Raw genomic sequence first — 15301 nt, forward strand, 5'->3', positions numbered from 1 at the left:
TTCAGCGGGAGCCCTTCGGGTCCAGCGCGTCACGCACGCCGTCGCCGAAGAGGTTGAAGGCGAGGACAGTGATGAAGATCGCCACGCCGGGGACCACCATGTACATGGGGTCCGACTCGTAGTAGTCGATCGCGCTCGAAAGCATCTGCCCCCAGGACGCCGTGGGCGGCTTGACGCCCACGCCCAGGAAGCTGAGTGCCGCCTCGGTGAGGATGTTGGTGGGGATCATCATCGTCGTGTACACGACGATCGGTGCGACGAGGTTGGGCAGCAGCTCCTTGAACAGGATGTACAGCCGCCCGGCGCCCAGGGAACGGGCGGCTTCCACGTACTCGCGCTCGCGCAGCGACAGCGTCTGGCCGCGCACCACGCGCCCGATGTACGGCCATCCGAAGAAGCCGATGACCAGGATCATCACGAACACACGCACGCTGGACCCGGTCAGGCCCAGCATCTCGTTCGGCATGACGGAGACCAGCGCGATGATGAAGAGCAGCTGCGGGAAGGCCAGCAGACCGTCCATCACCCGGCTGATGACCGAGTCGACCCAGCCGCCGAAGAAGCCGGCGAGGATGCCGAGGACGGTGCCCAGGATGACGGCGACGACGGCCGACAGGAAGCCGACCAGCAGCGAGATCCGGGCGCCGTAGAGGATCCGGGCGAGGATGTCGCGGCCGTTGACCGGCTCGACGCCCAGCAGGTGGTCGCCGCTGATGCCGCCCAGCGAGCCCGTGGGGGTGCCGAACAGCGGGTCGATCAGCTCCTCGTGATACTCGTTCGGATCCTGCCCGAGCAGGCTGGTGATGACCGGCGCGAGCAGGGCGACCACCACGAGGAGGAGCACCACGGCGCCGCCCGTCAGAGCGAGCTTGTCCCGCTTCAGGCGCTCCCAGGCGATCCGGCCCAGGGAGCGACCCTGTACGGCCTTCGCGCCGGTGCCTGCGACCGCCGCTTCCTCGGCCGCGCTCGGGGCCGCCTCGGCGGTCGGCTCGTGCAATGGTGCCGTCATCTGGCAGGGACCCCTCTCAACCGGTGGTAACCGGCCCGCACTTGCCGCTGTGGCGGCGTGATCAGTCCGTCGTACTGGGGTTTCGAACACCCCTGGTGGGGGAGTCTTCAACGCTTTGGCGACGAGTTGCCAGACTTGGCGGTGAAAGGATGCGTAACCGTGATGCGGCGTCCGGGGTTCCGCTATCCGGACAGCGGGTAACGGGGGCCGGACGAGAACAAGTTGGACATCCAGCGCAGTTCAGGTCTTTCCGCCACGGTCTACGCGCGAAGAAGGACTCCGCCCCTCTGGCGGAGGGTGGCCACGCGCCATGTGTTCAGTATCCGCCGTGGACCGGTGGATAGCCGTACCCGGCCGCCGGCGCCTGAGCCGGGGCTCCGTGGGCCTCACGGTCGTAGAAGGGGCGGGCCTGGGCCCGCATCCACATCGCGACCGGGTCGTACTCGTCGGACATGGCGACCGTCGACACCGGCAGGCCGTCCGGGACCGCGCCGATGGACTGCTGCATCATCGCCCGCACCGAGTCCACGGCGGCCGGGCTGGTGTCGTACACATCGAGGCCGATGGCGAGGTACGGCGCCCCGAGCGCCGGCTGCACCCAGGCGCGGCGCAGGGAGCGGACGGCCGGGGTGCGGTGGGCGTTCTGCGCGAGCTGGGCGTAGAACTGCGGGATCTCGATGCCGGGCTCCGACAGCCGCAGCGGCCCTGCGGGCTGCCGCTCCAGGCCGGTGGCGATGCGGCGCAGGTCGAGCCAGGGGATGCCGACGCCGCCGCCGGGCGCGTGCGGGTTCAGCCAGAGGCCGTAGTGGTCGGGGTAGAGGGTGCGGGCGACGTCCACTCCGTCGACGACTTCGTAGGAGCGGTTCCAGCCGCTGGCCGAGAGTTCCTGGGCGGAGGTGACACAGGGGGCGTAGCCGTGGCCGTCGACCTCCATGTTTCCGTACTGCGCGTCCGGTGAGCCTGCCTGGCCGTGCCAGAGGAGCATCCAGACCTGGCCGGCGGAGGGGGTCGCGAGGGCGCGCAGCAGTGCCTCGTAGGCGTCGTAGCGCCCGGGCGTCACCTGGCGCAGCATGTGCTCGACCTGGCCGGTCGCGATGCTGGCGCTCACCTTGTACCGCCCCTTCACTGAGGTTGCCCGGATTATGGAACCAGCTTAAGCGCCCAAGAGCTCGGGGCTTGTTGCACGTGGGCGAGTGCGGGTCGTCTGTGGTTGATCGCGCAGTTCCCCGCGCTCCTCAGGTACGTGCAGTCATCGTTGGTAGAAGGGGCGGGCCCTGTTGCGCATCCATTCGGCCACCGGGTCTTGTGTTACGTCCAAGAGGACCAGGTTTACCGGCCACTTCACGGGGACCCTTGCCAGGGCTCGGCCCAGCGCGTCCAGGGGGAGGGCCCTGATGTCGCCCTCCCACTGGTTGAGTTCGACGCCTACGAACATGACCGGGTCGGCCGTTTCGATCGCCGCGAGGCAGCGGCGGGCCGTGGTCACCACGCCGGTCTGGTCGAACTCGGTGGCTGCCGCGGAGAGGAAGTCCACGGGGTCGTCCTGCCAGTCCGGTTCGTAGAGCTTGACCCGGCCGCCGGTGGTGAGGCCGTCCAGGGGGGTGCGGCCCACGCGGCAGAGTTCGGCGACGGCGGGGGGCGGGAGGGGGATGCCGACCACGCCGTCGGGGTTGACGGCGATGCCGACCTGCGGGGGCAGGCCGCGGGCGAACTCCACCGCGGGGGCGATCGTGTACGACATGTGGGAGCCGACGACCTGGCGGAACTGTTCCTCGGAGCTGAAGACGGGGACGTAGGCCTGGCCGCCGAGTTCGAGGGTGGGCAGGTCGAGCGGGACGCTGTCCGGGCCGCCGCCGTTGGGGAGCGGGACCCAGATGAAGCTGCGTCCGAGGACTTCGATGATCCGCCCGCCGGCCCCCGGGACGTTGAGGGAGGCGGAGAGCACCTCCTCCAACTCGTTGCCGGGCCAGCCCCCGTGCGGGTGGGGGTGTGCCTGTGCCGGGAAGTCCGGGAAGTCCCCTGGGAAGTCCATCTGCTGTCAACCGCCTGCCGAGATCACTGCTGTGACTCAAAGGCTAGCGGGTGGAATACCGGGTTCAGCCCGTGAGGCCTCAGCCCGTGAAGCCGATTCTGCGCAGCACGTCCGCCGCGTCGCGGTCGAGCAGGACCGCCGAGCCGCAGCCGTCGGGCAGGTCGCCGCGCTCCACGGCGCGGATCAGCCGGGCGGCCGCCGTGCGGTGGCGCAGGAAGGCGTAGCGGGAGACGCCGCGGCCGCGTTCGCGCTGGCCCTCCAGGGCGGTGCCGGGGGCGACGTCGAGGAGCAGCAGGTGCAGGGTGCCGCCGCGGCGGCGGGCCTCGCGGGACAGCCAGCGGCGCACCCAGGACTGCGTACCGCAGTCGTGGACGACGACTCCGGTGCCGGTGCGCAGGGCGCGGCGCAGTCCGGTGTAGTGCGCGAGGCGGACCAGGGGGCGGTAGACCGCGTACGGCAGGAAGCGGGGCGCGCGAGTGTCCCAGCGGTCGCGGGTGTCCTGGGAGTCGATCCGGGGGCCCTTGACCGTGCGCGCCATCAGCGTGGACTTTCCGCTTCCGGGCAGGCCGGTGATCACGACGAGGTCCTTGGGGCCGAAGAGCAGTGCGTGCGGGCTGCGGCCTCCACGGTCGCGCAGATCCCGGACGACGGGCGCCCGGTGCGCGCCGCAGGCCTCCCTGGCCGGAGCGGTGTGCTGCTCGGGCAGCGCGACGGCCGAGCTGGTGGCGTACGCCGTGATCCTGTTCACCGTGATCGTCCTCCCCATGGGGTCGGGAGTTCCCATCCCCGTCGAGTGTAAAGAGAAGGTAATACGCGGCCCTCCCGTTTACGTCCGCTTCCCGCAACAAGCCTGCTACAGGCCACTGTGCCCGACTGTGAATCCTGAGCGACCCCTGTGGACGGCTACCTTCATAGGTCCCCCTGCCGCGGTCGGCCGATGCGTGCAATGATGTGCCCGCCAAACTGCATACCGGCCGCTTGAATCCGCGCGGGAGAGTTCCCAGCACCGCTGTCGCTGGGGCGCCGAAGGAGCAAGTCCCTCCCTTGAATCTCTCAGGCCCCGTTACCGCGCGGGCGAGGCACATCTGAAAAGCGGGCCGCTGCCGCAGTGGCTCCACCCAAGGTGCAAACCGTGATCTTCACCGGTCACGGCGAACCTCTCAGGTTCCGATGACAGATGGGGAGGAACTTTCCTCGCCTGTCATGCCTTTGGGAGCAGATCCGATGAGCAGTACGCCTCTCCGTCACACCGCGCTCGATGCCCTGCATCGTTCGCTGGGCGCGACGATGACCGACTTCGCCGGCTGGGACATGCCCCTGCGCTATGGCTCCGAGCGCGAGGAGCACCTCGCCGTACGCACCCGGGCCGGGCTCTTCGACCTCTCGCACATGGGCGAGATCACGGTGACCGGCCCCCAGGCCGCCGCCCTGCTGGACTACGCCCTCGTCGGCAACATCAGCGCCGTCAAGCCCGGCCGCGCCCGCTACACCATGATCTGCCGCGAGGACGGCGGCATCCTCGACGACCTGATCGTCTACCGGCTGGCCGAGACCGAGTACCTGGTCGTGGCGAATGCCGGCAACGCGCAGATTGTCCTGGATGGGCTGGTGGCGCGCTCCGAGGGGTACGACGCCGAGGTGCGCGACGATCGCGACGCCTACGCCCTCATCGCCGTCCAGGGCCCCGAGTCCCCCGGCATCCTCGCCTCCCTCACCGACGCCGACCTCGACGGCCTGAAGTACTACGCCGGCCTGCCCGGCACCGTCGCCGGCGTCCCCGCTCTCATCGCCCGCACCGGCTACACCGGCGAGGACGGCTTCGAGCTGTTCGTGAAGCCGGAGCACGCGGTCGAGCTGTGGCAGGCCCTGACCAAGGCGGGCGAGAGCGCGGGCCTGGTCCCGTGCGGCCTCTCCTGCCGGGACACCCTGCGCCTGGAGGCGGGCATGCCGCTGTACGGGCATGAGCTGTCGACCGCGCTGACGCCCTTCGACGCCGGGCTCGGCCGGGTGGTGAAGTTCGAGAAGGAGGGCGATTTCGTGGGGCGCGCGGCGCTGACCGAGGCCGCCGCCCGGGCCCAGTCGAACCCGCCGCGCGTCCTCGTCGGGCTCGTCGCCGAGGGCCGCCGGGTGCCGCGCGCCGGGTACGCCGTCGTCGCGGGCGGCGAGGTGATCGGCGAGGTCACCTCCGGCGCCCCCTCGCCCACGCTGGGCAAGCCGATCGCGATGGCCTATGTCGACGCCGCGCACGCGGCGCCCGGTACGGCCGGGGTCGGTGTGGACATCCGCGGCAGCCATGAGCCGTACGAGGTCGTGGCGCTGCCGTTCTACAAGCGCCAGAAGTAGACACTGGGCCGTGATGCCGGGCACATCCTCCCTGCTCACAACCGTCTTCCGTAGTCCCCCATTCACCAGCACTCCCCGCGTACAGGAGAATTCAGGACATGAGCAACCCCCAGCAGCTGCGCTACAGCAAGGAGCACGAGTGGCTGTCGGCCGCCGAGGACGGCGTCGCGACAGTCGGCATCACGGAGCACGCGGCCAACGCGCTCGGCGATGTCGTCTTCGTCGACCTCCCCACGGTCGGTGACGCCGTGACCGCGGGCGAGACCTGCGGCGAGTTGGAGTCGACCAAGTCGGTCAGCGACCTGTACTCCCCGGTCAGCGGCGAGATCACCGAGGTCAACGAGGACGTGGTCAACGACCCGTCGCTGGTGAACTCCGCCCCCTTCGAAGGCGGTTGGCTCTTCAAGGTACGAGTCGCCGAGGAGCCGTCCGACCTGCTCTCCGCCAACGAGTACACCGCCTTTTCCGCCGGCTGAGGAGTCGTACAAGCATGTCTGTCCTCAACACCCCCCTGCACGAGCTGGACCCGGACGTCGCCGCCGCCGTCGACGCCGAGCTGGACCGCCAGCAGTCCACGCTCGAGATGATCGCCTCGGAGAACTTCGCGCCGGTCGCGGTCATGGAGGCGCAGGGCTCGGTCCTGACCAACAAGTACGCCGAGGGCTACCCGGGCCGCCGCTACTACGGCGGTTGCGAGCACGTCGACGTGGTCGAGCAGATCGCGATCGACCGGGTCAAGGAGCTGTTCGGCGCCGAACACGCCAACGTGCAGCCCCACTCGGGCGCCCAGGCCAACGCGGCGGCGATGTTCGCGCTGCTCAAGCCCGGTGACACGATCATGGGCCTGAACCTCGCGCACGGCGGGCACCTGACCCACGGCATGAAGATCAACTTCTCCGGCAAGCTGTACGACGTGGTCGCCTACCACGTGGACGACTCCGGTGTCGTCGACATGGCCGAGGTCGAGCGGCTGGCCAAGGAGTCCAAGCCGAAGCTGATCGTGGCGGGCTGGTCGGCCTACCCGCGGCAGCTGGACTTCGCCGCGTTCCGACGGATCGCGGACGAGGTCGGCGCGTACCTGATGGTCGACATGGCGCACTTCGCCGGTCTGGTGGCGGCCGGGCTGCACCCGAACCCCGTCCCGCACGCGCACGTGGTCACCACGACCACCCACAAGACGCTGGGCGGCCCGCGCGGCGGCGTGATCCTTTCCACCGCCGAGCTCGCGAAGAAGATCAACTCGGCGGTGTTCCCCGGCCAGCAGGGCGGGCCTCTGGAGCATGTGATCGCCGCCAAGGCGGTCGCCTTCAAGGTCGCCGCATCGGAGGACTTCAAGGAACGGCAGCGCCGTACCCTGGAGGGTGCCCGCATCCTCGCCGAGCGCCTGGTGCGGGAGGACGTGAAGGCGGAGGGCGTCGACGTGCTCTCCGGCGGCACGGACGTACACCTGGTCCTGGTCGACCTGCGCAACTCCGCGCTGGACGGCCGGCAGGCCGAGGACCGACTCCACGAGGTCGGTATCACGGTCAACCGCAACGCCATCCCGAACGACCCGCGTCCGCCGATGGTGACCTCGGGCCTCCGCATCGGCACCCCCGCCCTCGCCACCCGCGGCTTCACCACCGAGGACTTCGCCGAGGTCGCGGACGTCATCGCCGAGGCGCTCAAGGCGCCATCTCCCTTCGGGGAGGCCGACATCGAAACGCTCAAGGCCAGGGTCACCGCGCTCGCGGACAAGCACCCGCTGTATCCCGGCCTGAACAAGTAAGTCCCCCTGGTGGGGCACCCGGCACCCGGCACTCGTCATCCGGCGATCAGGGCGGGTGGCCGGGTGTCCCACCACCCCCGCTGTGAGGAGTCCCCGTGGCCATCTCGGTCTTCGACCTGTTCTCGATCGGCATCGGCCCGTCCAGCTCCCACACCGTGGGCCCGATGCGCGCGGCCCGTATGTTCGCCCTGCGTCTGCGGAACGAAGGAGTCCTGGACTCCACCGAGTCCGTACGGGCCGAGCTGTACGGCTCCCTGGGCGCGACCGGACACGGCCATGGCACGCCCAAGGCGGTCCTGCTCGGACTGGAGGGCGCGTCACCGCGCACGGTGGACGTCGAGACCGCCGACCAGCGAGTGGAGGACATCAAGGCGGCGGGCCGGCTCCGGCTGCTCGACGAGCGGGAGATCGCCTTCACTTTCGACAAGGACCTGGTCCTGCACCGCCGTAAGGCACTCCCCTACCACGCGAACGGCATGACGCTCTGGGCGCACGACGCCTCCGGCGCCGAACTCCTCTCCAAGACCTACTACTCCGTGGGCGGCGGCTTCGTCGTCGACGAGGACGCGATCGGCGCCGACCGCATCAAACTCGACGACACGGTCCTGAAGTACCCCTTCCGCACGGGCGACGAGTTGCTGCGCCTCACGCAGGAGACCGGCCTGTCGATCTCCGCACTGATGCTGGAGAACGAGCGGGCCTGGCGGACCGAGGAGGAGATCCGCGCGGGCCTGCTGGAGATCTGGCAGGCGATGCGGGAGTGCGTGACCCGCGGCATGTCCCGCGAGGGCATCCTGCCGGGCGGCCTGAAAGTACGGCGGCGAGCCGCCAACACGGCCCGAAAGCTGCGCTCGGAGGGCGACCCCAAGGCCCTGGCCATGGAGTGGATCACGCTCTACGCGATGGCCGTGAACGAGGAGAACGCGGCCGGCGGCAGGGTCGTGACGGCCCCCACGAACGGCGCGGCCGGCATCATCCCGGCGGTCCTGCACTACTACATCAACTTCGTGCCCGGCGCCGCTTCCGAAGGAGGCAAGGAAGACGACATCGTCCGCTTCCTGCTGGCCGCCGGCGCCATCGGCATGCTCTTCAAGGAGAACGCCTCCATCTCCGGCGCCGAGGTCGGCTGCCAGGGCGAGGTCGGCTCCGCCTGCTCCATGGCGGCGGGCGCCCTCGCCGAAGTCCTCGGCGGCAGCCCCGAACAGGTCGAGAACGCCGCCGAGATCGGCATGGAACACAACCTCGGCCTCACCTGCGACCCCGTCGGCGGCCTCGTCCAGATCCCCTGCATCGAACGCAACGGCATGGCCGCCGTGAAGGCCGTCACCGCCGCCCGCATGGCCATGCGCGGCGACGGCTCCCACAAGGTCTCCCTCGACAAGGTCATCAAGACGATGAAGGAGACGGGCGCCGACATGAGCGTGAAGTACAAGGAGACGGCTCGGGGCGGGCTCGCTGTGAACATCATCGAGTGCTGAGAGAACAGGCCGCTGCGACGGCCGCGGCCTTGCGCCGGGCGGGCAGGAACAGACCTGCCGCAACGACGGCCGAGGTCAGGCCGAGCAGGCCGACGGCGGCGGCCAGGGTGCCGAGGGCGGACTCGGCCGCGATCAGTACCAGCGGGCAGATGAACTGGCCGATGAAGAAGGACGCGGTCCACAGGCCGGTGCCGCGGCCTCGGTCGGCGAAGTCCAGCTTGGACATGGCGATGGTGAGCAGGGAGGGCAGCAGGAGACCGGTGCCCAGGCAGTTGAGTACGGCGCCGACGATCAGCAGCGGCGCGCTGTCCGCGAGCCACATCACCGCGAACCCGGCAGCGCACAGGGCGAAGACGAGCGGCAACCGGCGCCCCGGGGCCCCGCGCAGCTTGGCGAAGGTGATCGCACCGGCCACGGTGGCGGCGCTCGCGATGGCCGTTGCCAGCCCGATCACGCTGGTCGCCGTCACGCCGAGGTCGTCCAGCAGATAGGACATCTCCACCGGGACGGTGTAGAAGACGACGGCCCCGAACACGGTGAGTCCGCAGATCCCGGCCAGCCGCCGGAAGGGGAAGGGGCGCTTCGGGACGACCGCGCCCTCCCCGTCCTCGGCGGCAGCACCCGTGGCCACCGCGGTCGGCTTCGGCAGCCCGATGGCCATGAGCGGAGCGATGAGCAGGCTGACGGCATAGATCCAGAACGGGGTCCGCCAGCCGGCCGCCCCGGCGGCACCGCCGATGACGAAGAACGCGGTCGCGGAGGCGGAGGCACACATCGTCTGGAGGGCGAGGTAGCGGTCCCGTACCCGACCGCTGTAGTAGTCGCCGATCAGCGTGGTGCAGCAGGTCATGATGGCGGCTTCGGCGACACCTACCAGGGCGCGGCTGGCCACGATGGCGCCCAGCGACTCCAGCCACAGCGGGGCGGTGCCGAAGATCGCGTACAGCACGGTCGCGGCGATCAGCAGGCGCTTGCGGCCGAGCCGGTCGACGATGACGCCCGCGAAGGGTGCCAGCAGGCCCAGCGCCAGGGCCGGGACGGTGAGGGCCATCGGGACCAGGACGCCCGCGCCGGGCACGTCGGCGAAGTGGTCCTGCATCTTGGGCAGCACGGGGGCGATCAGAACGGCCCCGAGGATCGGCAGACAGCTGCCGGCCATGAGGAGGGAGACGCGCAGCCGGTGCGCGGCACCGGACGCCGGAAGTGTCACACCGGACGGCGGCACTGGTTCCGCGTAGGCGGGCGGAGGCATGGAAGCGGGCATGCGGGGACTCCATGTGGCGAGGGGAGGGACGGCACGCCATCGGGACACAGAGACCCCGTGGAGAGGAGCGTGCGGAGGATCTGGCGTTGACTATGAGTGAGCGGCCCAGCCCTGCCTAGCCTCTGTCCGATCGATCTCCCGGATCACGATCATCCTTGCCGTGGATGGTCTCGGCGACCCGGGCCGCCGTCTCCCGCAGCCAGATGTGCGCCGCGTCGTGCGTGTGCACCGGGTGCCACCACAGGGCTTCCCTGAGCGGCACGGCGTCGTAGGGCGGTTCCACGACCCGTACGGGGACGAGTCCGTCCAGTCGGTCGGCGAGATGCCCCTGGATCAGGGCGACCCGCCGGGTGCCCGCGACCAGGAGGGGCATCAACTGGAAGCTGTCGACGGAGACTTCGACGCGCGGCTCGATACCGAGCATGGCGATCTGACGGGCGGCGGGTGCGTCGTACGTGCGCTGGTACGTCACCCACGGCAGCCGGGCCAGGTCGTCGAGGGTGAGCTGCTCGCCGACCTCGGGGTTGTCGTCGGCGACGAGGTAGACCCAGCGGTCCCGGTAGAGCTCCACGGCGGGAAAGTCGCCGATGATGCCGTGCGGCAACAGCAGCCCGTCGGCGGTGCTCAGCAGCGCCCCGGTGTTCTCGGTGAGGTCCGTCGGGGGCTGCCTGAAGCGCAGCCTGATCCCCGGAGCCTCGGTGTGGACGGTGCGGGCAAGTTCGGCACCGAAGACGGCCACCGCGTAGTCGGAAGCGATCAGCGTGAACTCGTGCTCCTCGCGGGCGGGGTCGAACACCGCCTGGCTGGTGAAGACGCGTTCGAGCAGGTCGCAGGCGGTGGTGGTGCGGTCGAGGAGGGCCAGGCCGAGGGCGGTCAGTTCGTAGCGTCCGCCGACCCTGGAGAGCAGGTCGTCGTCGAAGTGGCGGCGCAGCCGGGCCAGGGCGGCACTCATGGCGGGCTGGCTGAGCCCGATGCGCCGGCCCGCCTTGGTGACGTTGCGCTCCTCCAGGAGGGCGCGCAGGGCGACGACGAGGTTGAGGTCCAGGCTGGCCAGGTTCACGAGATGTCCCGGTGCGGAGTAGAAAACTGAGAGGCCACGGGTATTCGTCGTCTGGATTCGGATCATCCAAGGAATCGATTTCCCCGATCGCAATTTACGCGCCAGATTGGTGACATCGCAATCGGGAGGACATCTCCGTGAAATCCGCAGCCACGCCGGCGCCCCTCTTCACCGGCTCCTTCGCCCTCGGCACCTTCTCCGCCCCGGCCCGGACCCCGTCCGCGGGACTGGTGCTCCCGGACGGCAGGGTGCTGGACCTGCGTACGACCACCCTCGCGCTCCTGGAGCGCTGGGACGAGGAACTGCCGCGCCTGCACGGCCTCGCGAGCGATCCGGCCGGTGACTGGCTGTCGCTCGACGACCTGAACGTGCACGCGCCCGTCGAGCCCCGGCAGGTCTTCCAGTCCGGCGCCAACTACCGGCAGCACGTGATCGACCTGGAGCTCGCGCACCGCGCCCCGGACGACCCGCGCACCGTCGAGGAGGCCCGCGCCGAGATCGCGGCGATCATGGACAAGCGGGCCGCCGAGGACCTCCCGTACGTCTTCATCGGCCTGCCGACCACGATCAGCGGCCCCTACGACGACGTCGTACTGCCCGCGTGGGCCGGGCAGCCCGACTGGGAGCTGGAGCTGGCGGCTGTGATCGCCAAGCCCGCCTACCGTGTGTCCGTCGAGGAGGCGCTGGAGTACGTCGCCGGGTACACGATCGCCAACGACCTCACCGACCGCGCGACCGTCTTCCGGCGGGACATGAAGGCCATCGGCACCGACTGGCTGCGCTGCAAGAACGCGCCCGGCTTCACCCCGCTCGGCCCATGGCTGGTCCCGGCCGAGTCGATCGCCGACCCCGGCGACCTGCGGGTCACGCTGAGGCTGAACGGCGACACCATGCAGGACGAGTCCACCAAGGACATGCTCTTCGGCATCGCGCGGCTGGTGTCGTACATCTCCCAGACCGCTCAACTCCTGCCCGGCGACCTGGTGCTGACGGGCAGCCCGGCCGGCAACGGCCTGCACTGGGGGCGACTGCTGCGCGACGGCGACGTCATGGAGGGGTCCATCACCGGTCTGGGTGTGCAGCGCACCCGATGCGTCGGGGAGGCCTCGTGAACCGACACGACCCCGAGGGCGCGATCGCCGAGGCCGCCAAGGCGTACTCGAACTGGGGCCGTTGGGGCGAGGACGACGTCCTCGGCACGCTCAACTTCCTGGACGCCGAAAAGCGCCGTGAGGGCGCGGCCCTCGTCCGCGACGGCGTCAGCTTCTCGCTCTCCCAGCGTTTCGAGATGAACGGCCCGCAGAAGGGCTGGCGGCGGCGCACGAATCCGGTGCACACCATGCTCGACACCGGCACCGACGCCGCCCTGGGCAACCAGGGTTTCCCGCACGGCTTCGGCGGCGCCGACGACGTGATCGCGATGCCGCTGCAGTGCTCCACCCAGTGGGACGGTCTCGGCCACATCTTCGACCATGGCAAGGCATGGAACGGGCGGTCCGCCGAGAAGGTCGTCACTTCCGACGGCGACCTCGTCACCGGCATCGAGCACATGGCGCCGTACGTGGCCGGGCGGGGCGTCCTCCTCGATGTGGGTCTGGTCGTCGGCGAGAACGGCGAACTGCCCGACGGCTTCGCCATCACCGAGGAGCACCTGACCGCCGGCGCCGAGGCGCACGGCGTCACCGTCGGCCGCGGCGACCTCGTCCTCGTCCGCACCGGACGGCTGGCCCGCGCCAAGCGCGACGGCTGGGGCGAGTACGCGGGCGGTCCCTCGCCCGGGCTGAGTTTCACCACCGCCGGCTGGCTGCACGGCAGCGAGATCGCCGCGATCGCCACCGACACCTGGGGTTTCGAGGTCCGGCCCAACGAGTTCGACCACGCCTTCCAGCCGCTGCACCAGGTTGCCATCCCCAACATCGGCCTGCTCATAGGCGAGATGTGGGACCTCGACGCGCTGGCCGAGCACTGCGCGGCCGACGGGCGGTACGAGTTCTGGCTCACCGCCGCTCCGCTGCCCATCACCGGAGCCGTCGGCTCCCCCGTAAACCCGATCGCCGTCAAGTAGCGCCCCGGACCGGCCGGGTGGACGGCGCCCAGACAGCCCCGACTGCCCACCCGGCCCCGCGCCGGCACCCCTGCCGCCCGACGTCGCGCGGCTCCATCCCAGGGAGACCCCATGACCGACCCCCGCCCCCGCACCGTCCTCGTCATCGGCGGCGGCGCCTCCGGCAACGCCGTGACCGTGCTGCTGCGGCGAGCCGGCATCGCCGTGGACCTGATCGAGGCCAAACCCGACTGGAACGTCCTCGGCTCCGGCATCACCCTCCAGGGCAACGCGCTGCGCGTGCTGCGCGAGCTGGGCGTATGGGACAAGGTTCAGGAGAGCGGCTATGCCTTCGACTCCGTGGGCCTGGCCACCCCCGACGGCCATGTGGTCCACGTCCAGCAGGACATCCGTACCGGCGGCGAGGACCTGCCCGCGACCATCGGCATGCAGCGGCCCCGGCTGCAGGAGATCCTGTGCGAGGCGGTCCGGGAGAGCGGCGCGCACGTCCGCCTCGGCACCACCGCGGACGAGCTGGTCCAGGACGACACGGGCGTCACCGCCCGCTTCAGCGACGGCACCGAGGGCCACTACGACCTCGTCGTCGCCGCCGACGGTCTCAACTCCCTGACCCGCGCGATGATCGGCATCAGCGAGAAGCCCGAGCCGACCGGCATGGCCATCTGGCGCATCGCCGCACCCCGCCCGGCGAGCGTGGAGCGCACGGACCTGGCCTTCGGCGGGACCTGCTACATCGCCGGCTACTGCCCCACCAGCGAGAACACCATCTACGCCTATCTCGTCGAGGCCAACCGCGACCGCGCCTCCATCGACCCGGCCACGTACGCGGACGAGATGCGACGCCTGGCAGTCTCGTACGGCGGCGCCTGGCCCGAGATCGCCGCGAGCATCACCGACCCGGCCGAGGTCAACTACACCTGGTTCGACCGGCTGCTCGTCGAGGGTTCCTGGCACCGCGGCCGGGTCGTGCTGGTCGGCGACGCCGCCCACGCCTGCCCGCCCACTCTCGCGCAGGGCGCGGCCATGTCGCTGGAGGACGCCTCCGTGCTGGCCGAGCTGCTGAGCGCGCAGGAGTCGTGGGATTCCCTCGACTCTCTCGACAATCTGCTGACCCGGTACCACGAGCGCCGGATCGACCGTGTCCGCATGGTCGTCGAGGCCTCGGTGCAGCTCGGCCAGTGGCAGCTGGACGGCATCCGCGACGCCGACGTGCCCGGTCTGATCGGCCGCACGATGTCCGCCCTGAAGGAGACCCCGTGACGACCCCGGACACACCGAATATCTCGGCCACCCCCACCATCGACGTCCACGCGCACGTCCTGCTTCCGCAGGTCGAGGAGGCCGTCGCCGGACACCCCGGGCTGGCCGCCGCCCGCAGTCTCGACGCCCGCCGCAACGGCCCCGACGCCCTCGCCGTCAGCGGCCCGATGGTCCGCGACCGCCTCCCTCGACTGACCGACGTCAAGGCCCGGCTCACCGCGATGGACGCCTCCGGCGTCGACCTCCAACTGGTCTCGCCCTCCCCGTCGCACTACCACTACTGGGCCGACGAGGACCTGGCCCGCACGGTGTGGGAGCTGGCCAACTCCGGCACCGCCGCGCACGTCGCCCAGGCCCCCGAACGGCTCCTCGGCCTCGGTCTGGTGCCGCTCCAGCATCCGGCGCTGGCCGTGGAGGCGCTGGACCACGCCCAAGCGCAGGGGCTGCTGGGCGTGGAGATCTCCTCGCACGCGCCCGGCCTGGAGCTGTCGGACCCGGCGTACGCACCCTTCTGGACCCGCGCCGAGGAGACCGGCGCCGTGCTCTTCCTGCACCCCTTCGGCTGCACGCTCGACGAGCGCCTGGACCGCTGGTACCTGTCCAACACGGTCGGGCAGCCCACCGAGAACGCCGTCGCGCTCTCCCACCTCATCTTCTCCGGCGTGCTGGACCGCCACCCCGGCCTGAAGGTGATCGCCGCTCACGGCGGCGGCTACCTGCCCACCCACATCGGCCGCTCCGACCACGCCTGGCGGACCAGACCGGACACGCGGGGCTGCGCGTCCGAGCCGAGCAGCTACCTCAAGCGGCTGTACTTCGACTCGCTCGTCCACGACCCGCACGTCCTGCGCGAGCTGATCCGGGTGGCCGGTCCCGACCGGGTCCTGCTCGGCTCGGACTTCCCCTTCGACATGGGCACCGAGGACCCCGTCGGCGCGCTGCGCGCCCAGACGGACCTGCCCGACCCCCACTTCCACGCCGTACGCGGCGGCAACGCGGCAACGCTGCTGCGCCTCTCCTGA

General features: G+C 70.5%; 14 protein-coding genes and 2 riboswitches. Of the genes, 8 read left to right on the forward strand and 6 right to left on the reverse strand.

Annotation, left to right across the window (positions count from 1 at the left end; genetic code table 11):
* Nucleotide 1: 1 nt before the first annotated feature.
* The 4 genes from OG828_RS16285 to OG828_RS16300 form a co-directional block, all read right to left on the reverse strand.
* Nucleotides 2–1009: an ABC transporter permease gene (locus OG828_RS16285; protein ID WP_328438446.1), complete on the reverse strand. Its 1008-nt coding sequence runs from the start codon at nt 1007–1009 to the stop codon at nt 2–4.
* Between the two features lie 316 nt (nt 1010–1325).
* Nucleotides 1326–2117: an enhanced serine sensitivity protein SseB C-terminal domain-containing protein gene (locus tag OG828_RS16290; protein WP_328438447.1), complete on the reverse strand. Its 792-nt coding sequence runs from the start codon at nt 2115–2117 to the stop codon at nt 1326–1328.
* A 141-nt stretch (nt 2118–2258) separates the two neighbouring features.
* A complete protein-coding gene (locus tag OG828_RS16295; protein WP_328356541.1) occupies nt 2259–3041 on the reverse strand; it encodes an enhanced serine sensitivity protein SseB in 783 nt (260 codons plus the stop codon).
* Nucleotides 3042–3120: 79 nt separating this feature from the next.
* Nucleotides 3121–3789, reverse strand: coding sequence for an AAA family ATPase (locus OG828_RS16300; protein WP_328438448.1), 669 nt, complete (start codon nt 3787–3789; stop codon nt 3121–3123).
* Between the two features lie 231 nt (nt 3790–4020).
* Nucleotides 4021–4120, forward strand: a riboswitch (glycine riboswitch).
* A riboswitch (glycine riboswitch) is annotated at nt 4121–4228 on the forward strand.
* A 37-nt stretch (nt 4229–4265) separates the two neighbouring features.
* Between OG828_RS16300 and gcvT the strand changes: the two genes are divergently transcribed.
* From gcvT to OG828_RS16320, 4 genes are all read left to right on the forward strand, one after another.
* Nucleotides 4266–5384, forward strand: coding sequence for a glycine cleavage system aminomethyltransferase GcvT (gene gcvT / locus OG828_RS16305; RefSeq protein WP_328501548.1), 1119 nt, complete (start codon nt 4266–4268; stop codon nt 5382–5384).
* A gap of 98 nt (nt 5385–5482) precedes the next feature.
* Nucleotides 5483–5860 (forward strand): glycine cleavage system protein GcvH, encoded by a 378-nt coding sequence (gene gcvH / locus OG828_RS16310; protein WP_328501549.1) that lies wholly within the window; start codon nt 5483–5485, stop codon nt 5858–5860.
* A 14-nt stretch (nt 5861–5874) separates the two neighbouring features.
* Nucleotides 5875–7152, forward strand: coding sequence for a serine hydroxymethyltransferase (gene glyA / locus OG828_RS16315; RefSeq protein WP_328501550.1), 1278 nt, complete (start codon nt 5875–5877; stop codon nt 7150–7152).
* Between the two features lie 95 nt (nt 7153–7247).
* Entirely contained in the window at nt 7248–8630 is a 1383-nt protein-coding gene (locus OG828_RS16320; RefSeq protein WP_328501551.1) for an L-serine ammonia-lyase, read from the forward strand.
* On the opposite strand, the gene OG828_RS16325 is transcribed toward OG828_RS16320, so the two are convergent.
* Together OG828_RS16325 and OG828_RS16330 are read right to left on the reverse strand one after the other, a co-directional pair.
* Nucleotides 8617–9894 carry an MFS transporter gene (locus OG828_RS16325; RefSeq protein ID WP_328438451.1) on the reverse strand — a complete coding sequence of 426 codons (1278 nt, stop codon included), beginning with the start codon at nt 9892–9894 and terminating at the stop codon, nt 8617–8619. The two genes, OG828_RS16320 and OG828_RS16325, sit on opposite strands and share 14 nt — an antisense overlap.
* Nucleotides 9895–10009: 115 nt before the next feature.
* Nucleotides 10010–10954 (reverse strand): LysR family transcriptional regulator, encoded by a 945-nt coding sequence (locus OG828_RS16330; RefSeq protein WP_328356554.1) that lies wholly within the window; start codon nt 10952–10954, stop codon nt 10010–10012.
* Between the two features lie 137 nt (nt 10955–11091).
* Between OG828_RS16330 and OG828_RS16335 the strand changes: the two genes are divergently transcribed.
* From OG828_RS16335 to OG828_RS16350, 4 genes are all read left to right on the forward strand, one after another.
* On the forward strand, nt 11092–12066 hold the full coding sequence (locus tag OG828_RS16335; RefSeq protein ID WP_443060141.1) for a fumarylacetoacetate hydrolase family protein: 975 nt from the start codon (nt 11092–11094) through the stop codon (nt 12064–12066).
* Nucleotides 12045–13019, forward strand: coding sequence for a cyclase family protein (locus OG828_RS16340; protein ID WP_328356557.1), 975 nt, complete (start codon nt 12045–12047; stop codon nt 13017–13019). The genes OG828_RS16335 and OG828_RS16340 overlap by 22 nt, the downstream gene beginning before the upstream one ends.
* Nucleotides 13020–13130: 111 nt before the next feature.
* The gene (locus tag OG828_RS16345) at nt 13131–14279 is read left to right on the forward strand and encodes an FAD-dependent oxidoreductase (protein WP_328501552.1); all 1149 of its coding nucleotides are present in this window, start codon (nt 13131–13133) and stop codon (nt 14277–14279) included.
* On the forward strand, nt 14276–15301 hold the full coding sequence (locus tag OG828_RS16350; RefSeq protein ID WP_328501553.1) for an amidohydrolase family protein: 1026 nt from the start codon (nt 14276–14278) through the stop codon (nt 15299–15301). Before OG828_RS16345 ends, OG828_RS16350 begins: the two co-directional genes overlap by 4 nt.

Source organism: Streptomyces sp. NBC_00457 (assembly GCF_036014015.1).
Lineage (GTDB): Bacteria > Actinomycetota > Actinomycetes > Streptomycetales > Streptomycetaceae > Streptomyces.

Coding starts and splice junctions, on each gene's coding strand:
- OG828_RS16285 (WP_328438446.1), bottom strand. CDS start 1,009: ATGACGGCACCATTGCACGAGCCGACCGCCGAGGCGGCCCCGAGCGCG.
- OG828_RS16295 (WP_328356541.1), bottom strand. CDS start 3,041: ATGGACTTCCCAGGGGACTTCCCGGACTTCCCGGCACAGGCACACCCC.
- gcvT (WP_328501548.1), top strand. CDS start 4,266: ATGAGCAGTACGCCTCTCCGTCACACCGCGCTCGATGCCCTGCATCGT.
- gcvH (WP_328501549.1), top strand. CDS start 5,483: ATGAGCAACCCCCAGCAGCTGCGCTACAGCAAGGAGCACGAGTGGCTG.
- glyA (WP_328501550.1), top strand. CDS start 5,875: ATGTCTGTCCTCAACACCCCCCTGCACGAGCTGGACCCGGACGTCGCC.
- OG828_RS16325 (WP_328438451.1), bottom strand. CDS start 9,894: ATGCCCGCTTCCATGCCTCCGCCCGCCTACGCGGAACCAGTGCCGCCG.
- OG828_RS16340 (WP_328356557.1), top strand. CDS start 12,045: ATGCGTCGGGGAGGCCTCGTGAACCGACACGACCCCGAGGGCGCGATC.
- OG828_RS16345 (WP_328501552.1), top strand. CDS start 13,131: ATGACCGACCCCCGCCCCCGCACCGTCCTCGTCATCGGCGGCGGCGCC.